This is a genomic window from Microbacterium sp. NFH-22A-Y, from assembly GCF_021401375.1.
GTDB lineage: Bacteria > Actinomycetota > Actinomycetes > Actinomycetales > Microbacteriaceae > Microbacterium > Microbacterium hominis.
In genome coordinates, this window is sequence record NZ_JACBGF010000001.1 from 339,812 (window position 1) to 360,793 (window position 20,982).

The 20,982-nt window shown below is 70.7% G+C and carries 19 protein-coding genes; 13 read left to right on the top strand and 6 right to left on the bottom strand.

Going from position 1 to position 20,982, the window contains the following annotated elements; genetic code table 11:
* Window positions 1-85 precede the first annotated feature (85 nt).
* The 6 genes from L0965_RS01575 to L0965_RS01600 all read left to right on the top strand — a co-directional run bounded on the left by L0965_RS01575 (window position 86) and on the right by L0965_RS01600 (window position 5,558).
* Window positions 86-844 (top strand): MIP/aquaporin family protein, encoded by a 759-nt coding sequence (locus L0965_RS01575; protein ID WP_060959286.1) that lies wholly within the window; start codon window positions 86-88, stop codon window positions 842-844.
* A 33-nt stretch (window positions 845-877) separates the two neighbouring features.
* A complete protein-coding gene (gene glpK, locus L0965_RS01580) occupies window positions 878-2,392 on the top strand; it encodes a glycerol kinase GlpK (RefSeq protein WP_101305419.1) in 1,515 nt (504 codons plus the stop codon).
* A gap of 204 nt (window positions 2,393-2,596) precedes the next feature.
* Window positions 2,597-3,094, top strand: coding sequence for a hypothetical protein (locus tag L0965_RS01585; protein WP_101305420.1), 498 nt, complete (start codon window positions 2,597-2,599; stop codon window positions 3,092-3,094).
* Between the two features lie 96 nt (window positions 3,095-3,190).
* Complete coding sequence (locus tag L0965_RS01590) at window positions 3,191-3,952, top strand: SDR family NAD(P)-dependent oxidoreductase (protein WP_101305421.1); 762 nt, start codon at window positions 3,191-3,193, stop codon at window positions 3,950-3,952.
* Window positions 3,949-4,734, top strand: coding sequence for an enoyl-CoA hydratase/isomerase family protein (locus tag L0965_RS01595; RefSeq protein WP_101305422.1), 786 nt, complete (start codon window positions 3,949-3,951; stop codon window positions 4,732-4,734). Before L0965_RS01590 ends, L0965_RS01595 begins: the two co-directional genes overlap by 4 nt.
* The gene (locus L0965_RS01600; protein ID WP_060959291.1) at window positions 4,731-5,558 is read left to right on the top strand and encodes an NAD(P)-dependent oxidoreductase; all 828 of its coding nucleotides are present in this window, start codon (window positions 4,731-4,733) and stop codon (window positions 5,556-5,558) included. The genes L0965_RS01595 and L0965_RS01600 overlap by 4 nt, the downstream gene beginning before the upstream one ends.
* Window positions 5,559-5,647: 89 nt before the next feature.
* On the opposite strand, the gene L0965_RS01605 is transcribed toward L0965_RS01600, so the two are convergent.
* From L0965_RS01605 to L0965_RS01630, 6 genes are all read right to left on the bottom strand, one after another.
* Entirely contained in the window at window positions 5,648-6,505 is an 858-nt protein-coding gene (locus tag L0965_RS01605) for a Cof-type HAD-IIB family hydrolase (protein WP_060959292.1), read from the bottom strand.
* A 22-nt stretch (window positions 6,506-6,527) separates the two neighbouring features.
* On the bottom strand, window positions 6,528-7,166 hold the full coding sequence (locus tag L0965_RS01610) for a LysE family translocator (protein ID WP_101305423.1): 639 nt from the start codon (window positions 7,164-7,166) through the stop codon (window positions 6,528-6,530).
* A 20-nt stretch (window positions 7,167-7,186) separates the two neighbouring features.
* Complete coding sequence (locus L0965_RS01615; protein WP_101305424.1) at window positions 7,187-7,981, bottom strand: HAD family hydrolase; 795 nt, start codon at window positions 7,979-7,981, stop codon at window positions 7,187-7,189.
* A complete protein-coding gene (locus L0965_RS01620) occupies window positions 7,978-9,399 on the bottom strand; it encodes a glycoside hydrolase family 1 protein (RefSeq protein WP_101305425.1) in 1,422 nt (473 codons plus the stop codon). Before L0965_RS01620 ends, L0965_RS01615 begins: the two co-directional genes overlap by 4 nt.
* A 26-nt stretch (window positions 9,400-9,425) precedes the next feature.
* Window positions 9,426-11,294, bottom strand: coding sequence for a beta-glucoside-specific PTS transporter subunit IIABC (locus L0965_RS01625; protein ID WP_101305426.1), 1,869 nt, complete (start codon window positions 11,292-11,294; stop codon window positions 9,426-9,428).
* 139 nt (window positions 11,295-11,433) lie between these two features.
* Window positions 11,434-12,354, bottom strand: a complete 921-nt coding sequence (locus L0965_RS01630; protein ID WP_082734122.1) for a PRD domain-containing protein — start codon at window positions 12,352-12,354, stop codon at window positions 11,434-11,436.
* Between the two features lie 179 nt (window positions 12,355-12,533).
* Here L0965_RS01630 and L0965_RS01635 point away from each other — a divergent pair, with 179 nt between their 5' ends.
* The 7 genes from L0965_RS01635 to L0965_RS01665 all read left to right on the top strand — a co-directional run bounded on the left by L0965_RS01635 (window position 12,534) and on the right by L0965_RS01665 (window position 20,931).
* Window positions 12,534-14,120: an ABC transporter substrate-binding protein gene (locus tag L0965_RS01635; RefSeq protein ID WP_101305427.1), complete on the top strand. Its 1,587-nt coding sequence runs from the start codon at window positions 12,534-12,536 to the stop codon at window positions 14,118-14,120.
* Window positions 14,121-14,223: 103 nt separating this feature from the next.
* On the top strand, window positions 14,224-15,567 hold the full coding sequence (locus L0965_RS01640; protein ID WP_101305428.1) for a M14 family zinc carboxypeptidase: 1,344 nt from the start codon (window positions 14,224-14,226) through the stop codon (window positions 15,565-15,567).
* On the top strand, window positions 15,564-16,496 hold the full coding sequence (locus L0965_RS01645; protein ID WP_101305429.1) for an ABC transporter permease: 933 nt from the start codon (window positions 15,564-15,566) through the stop codon (window positions 16,494-16,496). The genes L0965_RS01640 and L0965_RS01645 overlap by 4 nt, the downstream gene beginning before the upstream one ends.
* Window positions 16,489-17,379 (top strand): ABC transporter permease, encoded by an 891-nt coding sequence (locus L0965_RS01650; protein WP_101305430.1) that lies wholly within the window; start codon window positions 16,489-16,491, stop codon window positions 17,377-17,379. The genes L0965_RS01645 and L0965_RS01650 overlap by 8 nt, the downstream gene beginning before the upstream one ends.
* Complete coding sequence (locus L0965_RS01655; protein WP_101305431.1) at window positions 17,376-18,812, top strand: serine hydrolase; 1,437 nt, start codon at window positions 17,376-17,378, stop codon at window positions 18,810-18,812. Before L0965_RS01650 ends, L0965_RS01655 begins: the two co-directional genes overlap by 4 nt.
* On the top strand, window positions 18,809-19,324 hold the full coding sequence (locus tag L0965_RS01660) for a GbsR/MarR family transcriptional regulator (RefSeq protein WP_060959302.1): 516 nt from the start codon (window positions 18,809-18,811) through the stop codon (window positions 19,322-19,324). Before L0965_RS01655 ends, L0965_RS01660 begins: the two co-directional genes overlap by 4 nt.
* Complete coding sequence (locus tag L0965_RS01665) at window positions 19,321-20,931, top strand: ABC transporter ATP-binding protein (RefSeq protein ID WP_101305432.1); 1,611 nt, start codon at window positions 19,321-19,323, stop codon at window positions 20,929-20,931. Before L0965_RS01660 ends, L0965_RS01665 begins: the two co-directional genes overlap by 4 nt.
* The last annotated feature ends 51 nt before the right edge of the window (window positions 20,932-20,982 follow it).

Genomic DNA, 20,982 nt, shown 5'->3' on the forward strand with positions numbered 1-20,982 from the left:
CGCGGCCTGACGCCGGCAACCGATCAGGCCATCCCTCGCGCGGCGACGTCGCCCGCGGCATCCATGCAGAAAGGTCAATGCTGACATGCACGACATCAATCTCGGGCTCTACTTCGTGTCAGAGCTCGTCGGGACGGCGATGCTGCTCCTGCTCGGCGGTGGCGTGGTCGCCAACGTCATCCTCGCAAAATCCAAGGGATTCGGCGGCGGCACCCTGATGATCAACTGGGGCTGGGGTCTGGCGGTCTTCGCCGGTGTCCTCGTCTCGTCCTACTCCGGCGCGCAGCTGAACCCCGCCGTCTCGATCGCCCTGCTGATCGGGGGGAAGATCGGCGTCGCGCAGTTCTTCGTCGCCATCGCCGCCCAGCTGGTCGGCGCGTTCATCGGCGCGGTGCTGTGCTGGCTCGCCTACCGCCAGCACTTCGACGAGGAGCCCGACGCGGCGACCAAGCTCGGCGTCTTCTCCACCGGCCCCGCGATCCGCTCCTACGGCTGGAACCTCATCACCGAGATCATCGGCACCTTCGTCCTCGTGTTCGTCATCTTCGCGTTCGCCGACTACGGCGACGTCCAGATCGGCGTCCCCGGCGCCCTCGGCCCGCTGACCGCCGTGCCCGTCGCGCTCCTCGTGGTCGGCATCGGCGCCTCCCTCGGCGGCCCCACCGGGTACGCCATCAACCCCGCCCGCGACCTCGGCCCCCGCATCGCGCACGCGGTGCTGCCGATCAAGGGCAAGGGCTCCAGCGACTGGTCCTACGCGTGGGTCCCCGTCGTCGGTCCGCTCGTCGGCGGTACGCTTGCCGCGCTCGCCGCTCCGGTCCTGCTCCACCTCGCCCACGCCTGATCCCCATCCACACCCAGACAAGGACGTCACCTCATGAGTGAGTACATCATCGCCCTCGACCAGGGCACGACCTCCAGCCGCGCCATCGTCTTCGACAAGAAGGGCTCGATCGTCTCCGTCGGCCAGAAGGAGCACGAGCAGATCATGCCGCGCGCCGGTTGGGTCGAGCACGACCCGATCGAGATCCGCGACAACATGCGCGAGGTCATCGGCATCGCCCTCGGTCGCGCCAACCTGACGCGTCACGACATCGCCGCGGTGGGCATCACCAACCAGCGCGAGACCGCCGTCGTGTGGGACAAGAACACCGGCATTCCCGTCTACAACGCGATCGTGTGGCAGGACACCCGCACCCAGCCGATCGTCGACCGGATCGCCGGCGACGCCGGCGTCGACCGGTACAAGGACATCGTCGGCCTGCCGCTGGCGACCTACTTCTCGGGCACCAAGATCGTGTGGATCCTCGAGAACGTGGAGGGCGCGCGCGAGAAGGCCGAGGCGGGCGACCTCATCTTCGGCACGACCGACACCTGGGTGCTGTGGAACCTCACCGGCGGTGCCGACGGCGGCGTGCACGCGACGGATGTGACCAACGCCTCCCGGACGCTGTTCATGGACCTGAAGACGCTCGCATGGCGCGACGACATCCTCGCCGACTTCGGGGTGCCGCGCTCGATGATGCCGGAGATCCGTTCCTCCAGCGAGGTCTACGGCGAGGCGCGCGACACGTCGCTGCTGCGGGAGACCCCCGTCGCCGGCATCCTCGGCGACCAGCAGGCGGCGACGTTCGGCCAGGCGGCCTTCGACGCGGGCGAGAGCAAGAACACCTACGGCACGGGCAACTTCCTCATCTTCCAGACGGGGACCGAGATCGTGAAGTCGGAGAACGGACTGCTCACCACCGTCGGCTACAAGCTGGGCGACGAGCCGGCCCACTACGCCCTCGAGGGATCGATCGCCGTCACCGGCTCGCTGATCCAGTGGCTGCGCGACCAGCTGGGCATCATCTCGTCCGCGCCCGAGGTGGAGGAGCTCGCCGCGAAGGTGGAGGACAACGGCGGCGTGTACTTCGTGCCCGCCTTCTCGGGCCTGTTCGCGCCCTACTGGCGTCCCGACGCCCGTGGCGCCATCGTCGGCCTCACCCGCTTCGCGAACCGCAACCACATCGCCCGCGCCGCCCTGGAGGCGACCGCCTTCCAGACGCGCGAGGTGCTGGATGCCGTCAACGCCGACTCCGGCGTCGACCTCACGGAGCTCAAGGTCGACGGCGGCATGATCGCCAACGACACGCTCATGCAGTTCCAGGCGGACATCCTGGGCGTCCCGGTCGTGCGTCCCGTCGTCGCCGAGACGACCGCGCTGGGCGCCGCGTACGCCGCCGGGCTCGCCGTGGGGTTCTGGAACGACCTCGACGAGCTGCGGGCGAACTGGCAGGAGGACAAGCGCTGGACGCCGAACGACGACGTCGCCGAGCGCGAGCGCCAGCTGCGACTGTGGAAGAAGGCCGTCACGAAGTCGATGGACTGGGTGGACGCCGACGTGAACTGATCTCGCTCAGCGCGATAGCCCGATCGGGGTCGTATGCGGTCGCCTCTCGTGAGGCTCCACCACCGCATGCGGCCCCGATTTCGCGTATCGGCGCGTACGGGGCGGTCAGGTCGCGTTCCCGAGGTCGCGGGAGAACCGCAGGCGCTCGGCACGGCATCCATCCTGCCTCTCGCGCCCGCCGCGGCGTCCGTGGTGAGATGGGCTGTGCCCACCTCTGTCGCCCGCCGTGTCGGCGTGCTCACCGCTCTCGACGACGCCGACGGGCCGGCTGTCGCCCTCGGGGATGCCGCGGCCCGCCATGTCCGCTTGCGCGCCGACGGCCTGCAGCCCGCGCTCGGCGACGCGCCCGCGGGCTTCGTGCCCTGGGCGCAGGTGCGGGCGGTCGTCGCCGAGGTGCCGATGACGTGGTGGCCGCATCCCGCGCTCGGCGACACCCTCGTGCCGCTGATCGAGGGCATCTTCGGCGGCGCGTCGGGAGAGATCGCCGAGACGCCGACTTTTCCCGTCCGGGTCACCACCGACGACGGGGCGGTCCTGGAGTGGCGAGCGACGCCGCACTACCTCTCCGGCTATCGGCGGCGGGATGCCGCGGTGGCCCGGCGCCTCGTCGATCACCTGGTCGCCGCGCCGGAGGCACGCGTGCTGCTCGCCCGTCCCGACGAGCTGTTGGCGCGGCTGGGGGAGATCCTCCGAGCGCACTGAGAGAGCGTGCTGAAACCTGGTACCGCGTATGCTGGCACTCAGTAGCGCCTCCCGTCGCTGAGCGACGGGAGCGGCCCGGACTTCGAAGGAGAATCCATGGACATCGCCGGCGCATCCGCGCTCGTCACCGGCGGGGCCAGCGGCCTCGGCCTCGCCACCGCCCGCCGTCTGAGCGACGCCGGCGCCCACGTCGTGATCGTCGATCTCGGCGCCTCTGCCGGCGCCGAGCGGGCCGCGGAACTCGGCGGCACCTTCGTGGCGGCCGACGTCACCGACCCGACGCAGATCGCCGCCGCCGTCGAGACGGCCGCCGCGCAGGGGCCGCTGCGGGTCGTCGTCAACTGCGCCGGCATCGCCCCACCCGCCAAGGTGCTCGACCGCGACGGCCTCCCCACCGACCTCGCCCACTTCGAGCGTATCGTGCGCGTCAACCTCATCGGCACCTACAACGTGATCGCGCAGGCCTCCGCCGCCATCGCGACGACGGAGCCCACCGACGGCGGCGATCGCGGCGTCATCGTCAACACCGCCTCGGTGGCGGCCTTCGACGGGCAGATCGGCCAGCCCGCCTACTCCGCGAGCAAGGGCGGTGTGCACGCCATGACGCTGCCGATCGCCCGCGAGCTCGCGCGCCACGGCATCCGCGTCGTCACGATCGCCCCCGGCATCATGGAGACGCCCATGCTCGCGGGCCTGCCCGAGGCGGCGCAGCAGAGCCTCGGTCAGCAGGTGCCCTACCCCGCCCGCCTCGGACGGCCCGACGAGTACGCGAGCCTCGTCGCGGAGATCATCCGCAACGGCTACCTCAACGGCGAGACCATCCGCCTCGACGGCGCGATCCGGATGGCGCCGAAATGACCGCCTCGATCATCCACACCCGCGACGGCGCGCTCGCGCGGCTCACGTTCAACCGGCCCGCATCGCTGAACGCGATGGGCTTCGAGATGGGCACGCGCTGGCGCGACCTCGCCCACGAGATCACGGCGGACCCGTCGGTCGGCGCCGTGCTCCTGGATGCCGCGGGCCCGGCGTTCTGCGCGGGCGGCGATGTCGTCGAGATGGCCGCCTCCGGCTCGAGCGGCGCCGACATCACCGCGATGGCGCACGTGATCCACGACGGCATCCGCACCTTCGTCGAGTCCGGGATCCCGATCGTCGCGGCGGTGCAGGGCGCCGTCGCCGGCGGCGGACTCGGGCTCATGCTGACCGCCGACTACATCGTCGCCGGCGACCGTGCCCGCTTCGTCAGCAAGTACGCGAACATCGGCCTCACCCCCGACCTCGGCGTCTCGACGCTGCTGCCGGCGGCGATCGGGCAGACCCGCGCGTTGCGGATGCTCCTCGACGACCTGACCATCGACGCCGCGACGGCGCTGGAGTGGGGGCTGGTCACCGAGGTCGCGGACGACCCGGCCGCCCGCGCCGAGCAGATCGCGCGCCTCTGGCTCGACGGCGCGACCGCCGCCTTCGGACAGGCCAAGCGGCTCGTGCGCGCCGGCGCGCGCCGCCCCTTCGCCGACAACCTCGACGATGAGGCGCGCACCATCGGCGCGAGCTTCGACACCCCGGATGCCGCAGCGCGCGTGGCCGCGTTCGCCGCGGCCTCCGCCAAGACCACGCACGACAGGGGACACGCATGACACTGGCCGGCAAGACCATCCTCATGTCCGGCGGCAGCCGCGGCATCGGCCTCGCGATCGCGCTGCGTGCCGCCCGCGACGGCGCGAACATCGCCCTCCTGGCCAAGACCGACACCCCGCATCCGAAGCTCGAGGGCACGGTCCACTCGGCCGCCGAGGCGATCGAGGCCGCGGGCGGTCGGGCGCTGCCGATCGTCGGCGACGTGCGCAACGACGACGACATCACGGCCGCCGTCCTGAAGACGCAGGGGGAGTTCGGCGGCATCGACATCGTCGTCAACAACGCGTCGGTCATCGACCTGTCGGGGTCGATCGAGCTCGCCGCCAAGAAGTACGACCTCATGCAGGACGTCAACGTCCGCGGCACGTTCATGCTCAGCCGTGCGGCGGTGCCGATCCTCAAGGATGCCGAGAACCCGCACATCCTGTCGCTGTCGCCGCCGCTGAACATCACGCCGCGCTGGCTGGGCGCTCACACCGGCTACACGCTGGCGAAGTACGGCATGACGATGGCCACGCTGGGGATCGCCGCGGAGTTCGCGCGCGACGGCATCGCGGCGAACACCCTGTGGCCCGAGACGACGATCGCGACGGCGGCCGTGCAGTTCGCGCTCGGCGGCGACCGGATGATGAAGGTCAGCCGCACGCCCGAGGTCTACGCCGACGCCGCGTACGAGGTGCTGATCCGCCCGGCGCGTGAGCGCACCGGTCAGACGCTCATCGTCGAGCAGGTGCTGCGGGAGGCCGGGGTGACGGACTTCTCCCGCTACGCGGCGACACCGGGCACGCCCGACGACGAGCTGTTCCCCGACATCTTCCTCTGAGCTCTGCGTTTCGACTCGTCGCTGCGCTCCTCTGCGTTTCGACTCGTCGCTGCGCTCCTCGCTCAACGACCGGGGGAGAGCGACCCCGGTCAGATCAAGCCGAGGCGGGCCAGCGCGTTGCCGACCCCGTCCTCGAGCACGCCGGTGGTGACCAGATCGGCCATCGCCTGCAGCTCGGGATCGGCGCCGCCCATCGCGACGGCGGTGCCCACGACCTGGAACATCTCGACGTCGTTCCAGCTGTCACCGATGCCGACCGCGTCCGCGGCATCCATGCCGAGCACCTCCAGCACCTCGAGGATCGCCGCGCCCTTGTTGACGCCCTGCTGGCAGATCTCGCCGTTCGAGCCCCCGGGCAGCGGGATCGATCCCGGGATGACGTGGAACTCGTCGCCGAGCTGTTCGGCCGCGCGCGACAAGGTGTCGCTCGCGGTGCTGAGGAACGTCGCCTTCACGACCGTGTCGAGGTCGACCTCGTCGAGCGGACGGTAGTGGTTCAGCAGGGCCAGATCCTCCGTCTCCGCCGCGTGCTCGCCGCGCGGGTCGACCGGCGGGTGGGCGCGCAGGAAGCGCTGCGCGTGCTCGAGCACGCCGGGGCTCACGTAGACGCTGCGATCGGTCTGCAGGAAGTAGTGCGCGCCCTGCTCCTCGAAGTAGGCGACCATCCGGTCCACGAGCGGACGGGGCATGAGGTGGGCCACGATCTGCTCGTCGCCGCGCACGGCGAACGCTCCGCCGTTGGTGATGGCGCCGTCCACCTCGATCTCGCGGACGCGGGGGTTGATGTCGCCGGCCGATCGTCCCGTGCAGAGGTAGACGAGGTGGCCGTTCGCGCGGGCGGTCGCGATGGCGACCGGCGTGGAGGGGGACATCCGTGCCCCGTGTTCGAGGATGGTCCCGTCGATGTCGATGAAGACGATCCGGCGGCGCGAAGGGGGAGGAGTCACCCCTCCATTGTCCCCGGATCCGTCAGTGCTTCGGGCCCGTCACCAGCAGGATGCCGCCCAGGCCGATCATGAGCCCACCGCCCGTCGCCGTCAGTCTCTCGATGCGCTTCGGCGAGCGGGCGAACCAGGCGCGCGCCGCGGCGGCGGCGAGCACCCAGATCGAGTCGGAGACGAGGGCGAGGACGGCGAACACGACGCCCAGCTCCATGAGCTGCAGCGGCACCGATCCGGCGTGCAGGTCGACGAACTGCGGGAGGACGGCGACGAAGAAGGCGATGGTCTTCGGGTTGGTGATGCCGACGACGAAGCCCTGCCAGAGCTGCCGGCCGTGGCCGGTGGGCAGCCGGGTCGGATCGGGAGCGCTCGCGGCATCCTTGCGGTGACGGATGGCCTGGATGCCGAGGTACACGAGGTACAGCGAGCCCGCGATCTTCAGCACCGTGAACAGCACCACCGACTGCGCCACGACACCGCCCACCCCGACGGCGACGAGCGCGACGATCGGGATGAGCGCGAGGCTCACCCCGGCGACGCTCAGCAGCCCGCCGGTGCGTCCCAGTGCGAGGGTGCGACCGACGGAGAAGAGCACCGCCGGGCCCGGGATGAGGATCAGGACGAGGGCGGCCAGCGTGAACGCCAGGAGGTTGTCGAACGGCACCATGGCGTCAGTGTACGACCGCGTCAGATCAGCCCGTTGCGGCGGAACGCGGTGCGCAGGCCGTCCTCGTCGATCGCCGTCGTCACCTGATCGGCCAGCGCCTTCACGCCGTCGACGGCGTTTCCCATCGCGATGGAGGTGCCCACGACCGCGAACATCTCCGCGTCGTTCCAGTTGTCGCCGATGCCGACGGCGTCGTCCGGGTCGAGGTCGAGCTCGCGCAGCAGCGCCTGGATCGCCGCGCCCTTGTGCACGCCGCGCGGTGCGACCTCGCCCGAGGCGGCGAAGGCGACGGGGATGGTCCCGCCGACGACCTCGAAGTCCTCCGCGAGCTCGGTGAGCGCGCGGGCGGCGGCATCCTCGTCGTCGGTGAGGAAGACGAGCTTCGCGATGAGGGTGTCGTCGACCTGAGCGTCGTCGTGGAACGACTTGGACGGGAAGCCCGCCGCCGTGAACCGCTCCGCGAGCAGCTCCGCCAGGCCCTCCGAGGCGAACAGGCCGTCGTACGACTGGAAGTAGCCGTGCAGGCCGGTGCTCGCCAGATAGTCGCGCAGGCGCGCGACCTCCTCCGGCGTGAACAGCGTCGCCGAGACGATCCGCTCGCCCAGGCTGGCGAAGGCGCCGCCGTTGGTGACGGCGCCGTCGAAGCCGATGTCCATCAGCTCGGCGTGCAGCTCCGCCGTCCCGCGGCCCGTGCTCAGGAACACCAGGTGTCCCCGAGCGCGGGCCGCGCGGATGGCCTCGACCGCGGACGGCGGGATGTGCCGTCCGTCCTGCAGGATCGTCCCGTCGACGTCGAGGAAGATCGCACGGGTCATGCGGTCAGCGCACCGCCGTTCGTGCGGATGACCTCGGCGTACCAGGCGAACGACTTCTTCTTGTGGCGGTCGAGCGTGCCGGAGCCGTCGTCGTTGCGGTCGACGTACACGAAGCCGTAGCGCTTGCTCAGCTGCGCGGTGGATGCCGAGACGAGGTCGATGCAGCCCCACGTCGTGTAGCCGAGCACGTCCACGCCGTCGGCGATCGCCTCGCCGACCTGCACCAGGTGGTCGTTCAGGTAGGCGATGCGGTAGTCGTCGGCGACCGTCTTGACGCCGTCGATCTCGACGAGCTCGTCCTTCGCGCCCAGACCGTTCTCGACGATGAACAGCGGCTTCTGCCACCGGTCCCAGAACTGGTTGAGCACGATGCGCAGCCCCACGGGGTCGATCTGCCAGCCCCACTCGCTCGCCTCGAGCGTGGGGTTGGGCACGCCGCCCATGATGTTGCCCTCGCCGGCGACCTTCTTGGCGGGGTCGGCGGTCGCGGCGACCGACATGTAGTAGCTGAACGACACGAAGTCGACCGTGTTGCGGAGATCCTCGCGGTCCTCGTCGGTGATCTCCAGCTCGATGCCCTTCTCGCGGAGGGTCCGCAGGAAGTAGCCCGGGTAGGCGCCGCGCGTGTGCACGTCGCCGTAGACCAGGTTCGAGTGGTCGAAGTCCATGACCGCCAGCGCGTCGGCGGGCGACGGGGTCAGCGGGTAGACCGGCATCGACAGCACCATGCAGCCGATCTGCGCGTTCGGTGCGACCTCCCGCGCGATGCGGGTGGCGCGTGCCGACGCGACCAGCTCGTGGTGCATGGCCTGGTAGAGCGTCTGCTCGCTGAGCTCGCTCTTCGGCGTGTTGATGCCGCCCGACATGAAGGGGGCGTGCAGGAGCGAGTTGATCTCGTTGAACGTCAGCCAGTACTTCACGCGGGCGCCGAAGCGCTCGAAGAGCGTGCGGGCGTAGCGCTCGTAGAACCCGATGAGGCGGCGGTCGGTCCACCCGTCGTACGTCTCGGCGAGGTGCAGCGGCGTCTCGTAGTGGGAGATCGTCACGAGCGGCTCGATGCCGTACTTCTCCAGCTCGTCCAGGAGGCGGTCGTAGAACGCGAGTCCCGCCTCGTTGGGCTCGGTGTCGTCGCCGTTCGGGAAGATGCGGCTCCACGCGATCGAGAACCGGTACGTCTTGAACCCCATCTCGGCGAAGAGGGCGATGTCCTCCGCGTAGCGGTGGTAGTGGTCGATGCCGACGAGCTTGAGGTTGTCCGGCGTCGGCGCGGCCGTGCGGGGGCCGACGATGCCCCGGGGCATGACGTCCTGGACGGACAGCCCCTTGCCGTCGGCGTCGTAGGCGCCTTCGAGCTGGTTGGCGGCGGTGGCGCCGCCCCAGAGGAAGCCGTCGGGGAAGGCGGGTGCGGTGGTGGTCATGGTGGTTCTCCTTACGTCGCCGGGGGTCACTTCGTCGCCGCGACCGAGTCGACCGAGACCGCGGTGAACAGCGGCTCGCCGTGCGCGATCGGGCCCGACGCGGCATCCGCGACAGCCGGGTAGAGGTCGGGGTTGGTGACGATGACCGGGGTGGTGAGGTCGTACCCGGCCTTCTCGATGGCGTCGCCGTCGAACTCGACGAGCAGATCGCCGGCGGCCACCTGCTGGCCGGTCGTGACCTTCACCGAGAAGTGCGCGCCGCCGAGCTTGACGGTGTCGAGGCCGATGTGGATCAGCACCTCGGTGCCGTCGGCGTGGCGCAGCCCGAACGCGTGGCCGGTCGGGAAGGCGGCGACCACGGTGCCGTCGAACGGGGCGTACACGGCGCCCGAGCGCGGCTGGATCGCGACGCCCTGACCGAGCGCGCCGTCGGCGAAGGCGGCGTCGGCCACCTCGTTGAGCGGGATGACGGTGCCGTCGATCGGCGAGAGCACCGTGACGTCGTTGGCGGCGGCGGGGGCCGGAGCCTCCGTCGCGGCGTCCTCGGCGGGCTCCTTGAAGCCGATGAGCACGACCAGCAGGAACGGGAGCACGATGGCCACGAGCAGGCCGAGGCCCAGCATCACCATGTTGCCGTTGCCGAGCAGCCCGGTCACGGCCAGGCCCGAGGGGACGACGAACGACTTCGAGAACACGCCGCCGAGGGCGATGATCGCGCCGCCGATCGCGCCGCCGACGATGCCGAAGGCGAACGGCCGCTTGAGGGGGAGGTTGAGGCCGTAGATCGCCGGCTCGGTGATGCCCGCGAGGAAGCCCGACAGGGTGGCGGGGGCGGCGAGCGACTTGAGGTTCTTGTTGCGCGCACGCACCCACACGCCCGCGACGGCACCGGCCTGCGCGAGGACGGCCGCGAACACGGGGCCGAGCAGCAGGATCTGGCCGGTCGTCTGGAACTCCACCTGGAAGACGGGAACGAGGCCCCAGTGCAGACCGAAGATGACGAAGACCTGCCACAGGCCGCCCATGATCGCGCCGCCGGCCCACGGGGCGACATCCCACACCCAGCTGACCGCGTTGCCGACGCCCTGCGAGAGCAGGTCGGAGATCGGGCCGATGACGACGAACACCAGCGGCACGGCGATGAGCACGACGATCATCGGGGTGACGAAACGGCGGATCGCGGCGGGGAGCTTCGCGTAGAGGAACTTCTCGGCGTGCGACTGCAGCCACACGACGATGATGATGGGGATGACGCTCGAGACGTAGCTCACCATCGTGAAGGGGATGCCGAAGAACGTGAGGTCGGGGGCTCCGTTCGCCGCGACCACCGTCGGGTAGACGAGGGCGCCGGCGATCGCGAGCGAGGTCCACTCGTTGGCCTTGAAGTAGCGCGCCGCGGTGATCGAGAGCACCATCGGCAGGAAGTTGATGAACGCGTCCGAGAGCGCGTTGAGCACGAGGTAGGTCGAGGAGGCGGCGTCGATCCAGCCGAACGTGGCGGCGGCCGACAGGAACGCCTTCAGCAGGCCGGTGCCGGCGAGGGTCCACAGCACGGGGGTGAAGATCGCCGAGATCATCGAGATGAACCGGTTGAACAGGTTGCCCTTCGGCCCGGTGTCCTCGGCCGCGGCGTCGTGACCCCCGCCGAAGCGGGAGACCTTGCCGATCTCGGCGAACACCTCGGGCACGTCGTTGCCGATGACCACCTGGTACTGGCCGCCCGCCTGGGCGACGGTGATGACGCCCGGGGTGGCCTTGACCGCCGCGGCATCCGCCTTGCTCTCGTCCTTGAGGACGAAGCGCAGACGTGTCGCGCAGTGCACGAGCGAGCTGACGTTGTCTTCGCCGCCGACGCCGGCGAGCACGCCGGCCGCGGTCTTCGCGTAATCCGCCATCGGATTCGCCTTTCCTTGTGTGTGGAAGGCCCGGGCACCTCTGCCCGGGCAACAAAAAAACCTGGACTCGATGAGTGCCGAAGCTCTCGGTGAGTCCAGGTTTCGCCCGCTGATGCGGTAACGATCCAGGGATCTGCGATCAAGTTACCACAGGGTCGGGTTCAGCGCCAGGGGCGATCTGACTCTTCAGACGCTCGACGTGGACGATGAGGTACAGCAGCTCCTCGTCGGTCAGCTCCGACCCGGTCGCGCCGCCGACGTACGCCTTGACCTCCTCGGCGATGGCGTACGAGCGCGGGTAGCTGTGCTTGGCGAACTCGAAGAACGAGGTGTCTCCGCTCGCGAGCATGGTGCGGCTCACGAGCCGCTGCAGCAGGAACTGCACGTGCAGGATGAACCGCGCGTAGTCGGGGCCGTCGACGTCCAGGCGCACGCCGAGCGAGTGCTCCACCACCTCGACCACGTGCTGCACGCGGCGAAACAGCAGCGCGGCCGTGCCGTTGGGCTCGTCGCGGGTGGCGTTGAGCAGGTGCATCGTGAGGAACACCGCCTCCTCGGCGGGAAGCTCGCGGTCCAGGCTCGTCGCGATCGATCCCGCCATGTGCTCGGCGGCGGCGAACTCCTGGGGGTGGAGCACGCGAAGCTCGGGCATCGAGGTCGTGGTGATCCGCATCCCCTTGTCCAGCCGCTCGATCACGTAGGCGACGTGGTCGATGACGGCGATCGTGAACCGCCGTCCCAGATCGCGGCCGAGTCGGCGCTCGGCCTCGTCGACCGCCCGCGTGGCGGCCTCGACGATCGGGTACGGGACGTCGGTGAGCAGGCGCCGCTCGCGCTCGCCGTCCGCGCCGGTGTCGAGGATGAACGTCTTCTCCACCTTGGCGGGATCGAGCACGTCGGCCGGCTTCAACCCGAAGGCGAGCCCCCGTCCCATCAGCACGCGCTCCCGCCCCGACTCGTCGACGGCGATCACGACGTTGTTGTTGAGCACCTTGTGCACCGGGACGGCGTGCGTCGCGGGGGTGCGCCGAGCGGATGCCGCGGCGTCGGGGGTGCTCATGTGGAGAAGTCTAGAAGTCGCGCCGCCGACCGCTCCGACGATTTCGTGGTTGTAAAGGTTTCATTACGTACTGAAAGTTCGAAAGCTTTCGCCTCTACTGTGTGGGTATCTCGCCGGTCCTGCTCCTCGCCGGTGAGGCGCAGCACCTCACCCGTCCCGCAACCCGCAATGAGGAAACCATGAACAAGAGGCTCCTGGCCGCGGCGGCCACGGTCGTCGCCGCCGCCCTCGCACTGTCCGCCTGCAGTGCGACACCGTCCGATTCCGGCGCGGATCAGAAGAAGGAGATCCGCGTCGCCTCCACCGACCCGCAGCTGATCGTCCCGGGCCGCCAATCCGTCGCCTACGACGTGAACATGGCGGTGTGGGCGCCGCTCGCGTTCCTGAACTCCGACGGCTCGCTCGAGTACGTCCAGGCCCAGTCCATCGAGTCGCAGGACGCCACGACCTGGACCGTCACCCTGCGCGAGGGCTGGACCTTCCAGGACGGCACCCCCGTGACGGCGCAGAGCTACGTCGACTCGTGGAACGCGGTGGCGTACGGTCCGAACGCGTTCGAGAACTCCGGACAGCTGGCCAACATCGTCGGCTACGCCGACCTCAACCCGGCATCCGGCACCCCGTCCACGACCGAGATGTCCGGGCTGAAGGTCGTCGACGACCTCACCTTCACGGTGACCCTCATCGGTCCCGACAGCCAGTTCCCGCTGCAGGTGACGCAGGCGCAGACCGCGATGTTCCCGATGCCCGCCTCGGCGTTCGCGGACTTCACCGCCTACAACACGCATCCGGTCGGCAACGGTCCCTTCCAGTTCGCGCAGGACTACGTCGAGAACGAGCCGATCGTCCTCGACGCCTACAGCGGCTACAAGGGCGACAAGCCCACGATCGACCGCATCACGTTCGTGCCCTACACCGACAGCGAGACCGCCTACACCGACGTCCTCGCCGGCAACCTCGACGTCGCGGGGGTCCCCGCCTCCAAGCTCACGCAGGCGTCGGCCGACTTCGGGCAGCGTCTGTACTCGTTCGAGGCGCCCGGCATCTCGTTCCTGGGCCTGCCCCTGTGGAACTCCGCCTACCAGGACGTGCGTGTGCGCGAGGCGATCTCCATGGCGATCGACCGCGAGGCGATCATCGACGTGATCTACGGCGGCACGTACGCCCCGGCGACGGCGTGGACGCCGGCCATCGAGCCCGGCACGCCCACCGGGATCTGCGGCGACTACTGCTCCTTCGACCCCGAGGCGGCCAAGGCGCTGCTGGCCGAGGCCGGCGGGTTCTCGGGCCCGATGGAGATCTACTACCCCGGTGGCGGCGGACTGGACCCGCTCTACCAGGCGATCGCGAACCAGCTCCGACAGAACCTGGGGATCGACGCGACGGCCACCCCGAGCGCCGACTGGGCCGAGTTCCTGCAGAACCGCAACGACGAGAACATCACCGGTCCGTTCTTCTCGCGGTGGGGCGCCCTCTACCCCAGCCAGCAGGCGACGCTGCGCGTCTTCTTCATCAAGGGCGGCGGCTGCACCAACTGCATCCCCTGGTACAGCGATGAGGTCGCCTCGGCGATGACCGCCGCCGACGCCGATCTGTCCACCGACGGCTCCGCCTACGCCGCCGTGCAGCAGATCATCCAGAAGGAGTTCCCGGCGGTGCCGCTCTTCTTCGAGAAGTACTCCTACGTCACCTCCCCGCGCGTCGCACAGCTCGTCACCTCGCCGGTGGGCAACCCCACCTACCGGTCGATCGTCCTCACCGAATGACGGTCGGGGTGCGGAGCGTCCCGCCCGACGCTCCGCACCCGCCCCGGCCGCACCCGCCCTCGACCCCCCTGCGGGGCCGTTCCAGTTCCAGACGAGAGCGCTCATGACCTTCCTCCCCGCCGCCGCTCCCGGTGCCGCCGACGCGATCGACGGCTTCCCCACCGTCGACGCGCTGCGCGCCGATCTGCAGGAGCTGTGCCGAGCGCATCCCGACCGGGCGACGGCATCGGTCATCGGACACTCGCGCGAGGGTGCGCCCATCGACGTGATCACCATCGGCGACGGGCCGGCGCAGGTCGTGGTCGCGGCCGGCGTGCACCCCAACGAGCCGATCGGCTTCCGCACCGTCCAGCGGCTCGCCCGCCTGCTGCTCACCGAGCCCGAGCACTCCCGCGGCGCGACGTGGCATCTCGTCCCGTGCGCCGACCCCGACGGCACGCGGCTCAACGAGGGCTGGTTCGCCCCGCCGCTTCGCCGGGCGGACTACTACCGCGGCTTCTACCGGCCGGCACCGTCCGAGCAGGTGGAGTGGTCGTTCCCGTTCGCCTACCGGGGGGCGCGCTTCGACGCCCCGATCCCCGAGACGCTCGCCCTGATGGGGCTGTTCGACCGCGTCCGGCCGGACGTGTTCGTCGGCCTGCACAACGGCGAGTTCGGCGGCGTCTACTTCTACACGAACGACGCCGACCCCGCGCTCGCCCGCGAGCTCAGCGCGATCCCCGCCGCGTTCGGGCTGCCGCTGGACGTCGGAGAGCCCGAGATGGACGGACTGACGCCGCTGGCCGACGCCGTCTTCCGGGCACCGCTGACGCGCGAGCTGATCGATCACCGCCTCGCGTCCGGCCTCGGCCTCGACGCCCGCGCGGGCGGGGCGGGCACCGCCGACTACCTCGAGCGCTACGGGACGACCACGATGATCGCCGAGCTGCCCTACTGGATCCACCCGGACGCCGCCGACACGACCGCCACCGACCTCGCCTACCGCGAGGTGCTGCGCACGAAGGCCGACCACCTCGACGAACTGCACGCGCTGCTGACGGGCACCCTCGACGCGGTGCGCCCGCTGCTGACGATCGACTCGCCGTTCCTGCGCGCCAGCGAGGCGTTCGCGCCGGGCATGGGCGCGGTCGCCGTCGCCGAGCGGCGACGGTCGGCGGCGGCCGCCGCGGATCGTCCCGCCACCGTCGCGGAGGTCTTCGGCAACACCGAGGTCGTGCGCACCTTCCGGCTGCGTTTCGCCGGCATCCTGCGTCGCGCGCTGGATGCCGAGGTGCACGCCGGCACGGCCGCCGCCGACATCCGCCGCGCGCGCGACGCCCTCGCGGCGCAGTGGGAGCGGTGGCTCGCCGAGGACCCGCACGCCGACCTGCCGCCCGTTCCGGTCGAGGCCCTCGTCGGGGTGCAGCTCGCGGCGCTGTTCGCAACGGTCCGGCGGAGGCTCGCATGATCGGCGCGCGGCGCATCGGGGGACGCCTGGCGGAGTTCGTCATCGTCGTCATCGGCGTCACCTTCATCATCTACGCCACCGTGTGGGCCCTGCCGGGCGATCCGATCGCCGCCCTCGGCGGAGACCGGCCCCTCCCGGCGAACGTCGTCGCCCAGCTGCGGGCGCAGTTCCACCTCGACGAGCCGCTCTGGCAGCAGTACCTGCGCTACCTGGGCGGGCTGTTCTCCGGAGATCTCGGCACGACCTTCAGCGGTGTGCCGGTCGCGGATCGGATGGCGTCGCGGTGGCCGGTCACGATCACGCTCGCGCTGACGGCGTGGGTGATCGAAGTCGTGCTCGGCGTCGCGCTCGGCCTGCTCTCGGGTCTGCGCCGCGACAGCGCGATCGACCGCACGGTGCTCTTCGGGACGATCCTCGCGACGTCGATCCCCGTGTTCGTGGTGGCCGTGACCGCGCAGCTGGTCTTCGGACTGCAGCTCGGCTGGTTCCCCATCGCGGGCACCGATGCGGGGTGGCCGGCGTCCTACCTCCTGCCGGCGCTGGTCATCGCCCTCTTCGGTCTCGCCTCGATCACCCGGCTCATGCGCGGCAGCGTCGTCGACTCGATGGACTCCGACTTCGTGCGCACCCTGCGGGCCAAGGGCATGCCCCGCCGCCGCATCGTCGGACTGCACGTCATGCGCAACTCGGTGGCGCCCGTGCTGACGTTCGTCGCGATCGACCTCGGGTTCCTCCTGGGCGGCGCCGTCGTGGTGGAGGGCATCTTCAACCTCCCCGGGATCGGACAGCTCCTCTTCGGCGCCATCCGCACGCACGAGGGACCGACGATCGTGGGGGTCGGCACGACGCTGATCCTCATCTTCCTGGTGCTGAACGTGCTCGTCGATCTCCTGAACGCGTTGCTCGACCCCCGGAGCCGTCATGACTGAGACCGCTGTGACCGCCCTCGAGCACATCACCGTCCGCCGCGGCGTGTGGATGAGCCTGCGCCGTCGCGTCCTGTTCTGGCTCAGTGCCACGATCCTCGCGGTGCTCGCGCTCGTCTCGCTGTTCCCGTCGGTCATCGGCGGGCTCTTCGGCCAGCCCGACCCCCGCGCGTGCACGCTGCGCGACAGCGCCCAGCCGCCGAGCGCCGCGCACGTGTTCGGCACCGACCTGCAGGGCTGCGACGTCTACGCCAACGTGATCCACGGCACCCGCACCTCGCTGTTCATCGGCCTGACCGCGACGGTCATCGCGCTGGTCATCGCGATCGTCGTCGGCACCGTCGCGGCCTACTACGGCGGCATCGCCGACGCGATCATCTCCCGCCTGACCGACGTCTTCCTCGGCTTCCCCTTCATCCTCGGCGCGATCATCGTGCTCAACAGCGTGGGGGAGCGCACGCCGCTCGTGGTCGCCGTCGTGCTCGCGGTGTTCAGCTGGCCGACGCTCGCGCGGCTCGTGCGCACCTCCGTGCGCACCGTGCGGCGGACGGACTACGTCAGCGCGGCACGCGCGATGGGCATCTCCCACACCCGGACGCTCCTCACGCACGTGGTCCCCAACGCGCTGGGCCCGGTGCTCGCGATCACGGCGACGATGGTGGGCAGCATCATCGTCGCCGAGTCGACCCTCACCTTCCTCGGCGTGGGCCTGCGCGCGCCGTCGATCTCGTGGGGGCTGCAGATGGCGAACGCCCAGTCGTACTTCGGCACCTCCCCGCACATGCTCTTCTTCCCCGCTCTCTTCCTGAGCGTGACCGTCTTCGCGCTCATCACCCTCGGCGACATCCTCCGCGATGCGCTCGACCCGAAAGGACGTCGTCTGTGACCGCCTCCGCCTCCCCCTCCGACGACGAGACCGCCGCACGTCGACGCCGAGCCGTCGAGGATGCCGCGCGCTACGCGGCCCGGTGGTTCGCCTTCCTCGGCGCCCAGCGGGAGGTGCCCGGCATCCAGGCCGCCATCCGCGTCGACGGCGAGCTCGTCCTCGACTTCGCGTGGGGCCGTGCCGACGCCGCGAGCGGAACCCCGCTCACCGGCGCGCACCTGTTCCGCATCGCGTCGCACTCCAAGACCTTCACCGCGACGGCGGTGCTCCAGCTCGCCGAACGCGGTGATCTCCGTCTCGACGACACCGTGGCCGCCTGGGTGCCCGAGCTCGTCGACACCGAGCTCTCGGCGGTGACCGTCCGCGAGCTGCTCGCGCATCAGGGCGGTGTCGTCCGCGACGGACGCGACGCCGACTACTGGCAGCGCGGCGGGCCCTTCCCGGATCGTGCGCGCTTGGTCGAGATCTGCCGCGCGGAGGGGCGGGTGTTCGCGCGCAACGAGTTCTTCAAGTACTCCAACATCGCGTACGGACTGCTGGGGCTCGTCATCGAGGCGGCATCCGGCGTGGACTACGACGCGTACACCCGCACGCACATCTGCGCGCCGCTGGGGCTGGTGCGCTCGGGGTCGGACTGGCAGGGCGCCCGCGAGAGCGAGTACGCCGCGGGTCACACGGCGCGACTGGCCGACGGCGAGCGTCGCGTGATCGGTCACGTCGACACGCGCGCGCTCGCCGCCGCGACGGGCTGGTACTCGACGGCCGCGGAGACCACCGCCTACATCGCCGCCCACGCGCTCGGCGACGATCGCCTCCTCGCCGACGACAGCAAGCGCCAGGCCCAGCACGCGCACTCGCGCATCGACATCGGGGGCGTGACGCGGGACTACGGCCTCGGCTTCGAACTGCACACCCTCGGCGGACGCCGCCTCGTCGGACACAGCGGCGGCTACCCGGGGCACATCACGCGCACCTGGCTGGATGCCGAGGACGGGATCGCCGTCAGCGTCTTCACCAACGCCATCGACGGCCCGGCCGACCTGCTGGCCACCGGGGCGATGGCGATCATCCGGCTCGCCCTGACCCACGCGGATGCCGATGCGCGCGCCGATCTGCCGGAGGAGCGGTTCGCGAGCCTGTGGAGCGTGCTCGACATCGCCCACCTGGGGGGCGCCACCTTCGCGCTGCACCCGGTCGCGGACGACCCGGCGCGCGCGGCCGAGAAGATCGAGGTCGACGCCTCCGGACGCATGCACCAGGCGCGCCGCGACGGCTTCGGCGCGACCGGCGAGCCGATCGAGGTGGCGAAGGCGCCCGGCGGTGGGGTGGAATCGATCGTGTGGAGCGGCATGACGATGTGGCCCCAGGCCGTGTTCGAGGCGGCCATGGCGCTCCCGGAGCCGGGGACGGTATTGGAGAGGATGTCGCTATGAGCGAGGAGACCGACCGTCAGGCGGAGCAGCTGAGCGAAGAGGCGCGCACGTTCGTCGAGGACTTCGCCTTCTCGTGGGGCGCGGCGGGCAACCCGCGGATGGACGGGCGGGTGCTCGGCCTGCTGCTCATCGTCGACCGACCGTTCCTGTCCTCCGCACAGATCGCCGAGATGCTCGGGGCGAGCGCCGGCGCCGTCTCGATGTCCACGCGCGCCCTCGTGAGTCTCGGGTTCTTGAAGCCGCACTCGCTGCCCGGCGATCGCAACCGCTACTTCCGCGTCGAGGAGGATGTCTGGGGCAGCTTCCTCGCCGGGGAGCGCGACTACGCGCGGCGGGTCACCTCGACCATCGAGTACGGTCTCGACATCCTCCCCGATGCCGCCTCCGGACCCCGCACGCGCCTGCAGAACGCGCGACGCTACATGATCTGGCTGATGGGCTACCACCGCAAGATGCTCGCCGACTGGCAGGCGTACCGCGACGCCGACATCGACGAGGACGTCGCGCCGTGACGTCGCTGCTGGAGGTGCGCCACCTGGCGGTGGACTTCGTCACCGGGGGCGAGACCACGCAGGCCGTCCGGGGCGTGTCGTTCGCGCTCGAGCGCCGGGAGGTGCTCGCCCTGGTCGGCGAGTCGGGATCGGGCAAGAGCGTGAGCGCGCTGGCGCTGGTCGGGCTGCTCCCGCGCAACACCGTCGTGCGCGGGGAGGCGCTGCTGGACGGCGAGGACCTGTTCACGATGACGCCGGCCCGGCGCGAGGCCGTCCGCGGAACGCGCATCGGCGTGATCTTCCAGGATCCGGGCAGTGCGCTCGATCCCGTGTTCTCCATCGGCGCGCAGATCGAGGAGATGCTCATCGTGCACCGGCCGGAGATGACGCGGGCCCAGCGACGGGCCCGCGTGATCGAGCTGCTGGAGATGGTCGAGATCGCCGAGCCCCGCAAACGCCTCTCCAGCTACCCGCACCAGCTGTCGGGCGGCCAGGCGCAGCGGGTCATGATCGCGATCGCCCTGGCGTGCGACCCGGAGATCCTCATCGCCGACGAGCCGACGACGGCGCTCGACGTGACGGTGCAGCGCGAGGTGCTCGACGTGCTGCGTCGGCTGCGCGACCGCGTCGGCACGGCGATCATCATGATCACGCACGACATGGGCGTCGTCGCCGACATCGCCGACCGCGTCGTCGTGCTCCACGACGGCCTCGTCGAGGAGGCGGCGGGCGTGCAGGAGCTGTTCTCGGCGCCGACCGCGGACTACACGCGCCGGCTGCTCGCCGCGGTGCCGCGCCTCGGCGCGCCCGAGCGCGATGATCCCTCCGGCAGCACCGTCGTGCTCGACGTCGACGCCCTGTCGGTCGTCTACGGGCGGGGCCGGCACGCGGTGGCGGCGGTGGACGATGTCACCCTGGCCGTCCGGGAGGGCGAGATCGTCGCGCTGGCGGGGGAGTCGGGGTCGGGCAAGTCGACCATCGGGCGCTGCGCCCTGGGCCTCACGCCCATCTCGGCCGGGACGGTGCGCGTGTGCGGCGTCGACCTGCGCGCCGTCAGCGGACGTCGCGCCGTCGCCGTGAAGCGCCAGGTCGGCGTCGTGTTCCAGAACTCCACCGCCGCGCTCGATCCGCGCCGCACCGTCGGTGACGCCGTGGCCGAACCCCTCCGCGTGCACGCGCGGCTGCGGGGCGCCGCGCTCGACACGCGCGTCGCCGAGCTCCTGGATGCCGTGGGCCTTCCCGCCGCCTGGCGACGCCGGTATCCGCACGAGCTGTCGGGCGGTCAGCGTCAGCGCGTCGCGATCGCGCGCTCCATCGCGCTGCGCCCGCGGCTGCTGATCGCCGACGAGCCCACGAGCGCGCTCGACGTCTCGGTGCAGGCGACCGTGCTGGAGCTCCTGCGCGAACTGCAGCGGGAGCTGCGCTTCGCGTGTCTGTTCATCAGTCACGACCTCGCGGTCGTCGACGAGCTCTGCGATCGCATCGTCGTCCTGCAGCACGGCAGGGTCGTGGAGGAGGGGCGGCGCACGCAGGTGCTGCGCGCGCCGCGGCATCCGTACACGTCGGCGCTGATCGCCTCCTCTCCCGTGCCGGATCCCCTCGTCCAGGCGCAGCGGCGCACCGCCTGACGCGACGGTCGGTGTCGTTTCGGCATCGATGCTTGACGAACCGGCGAGCTC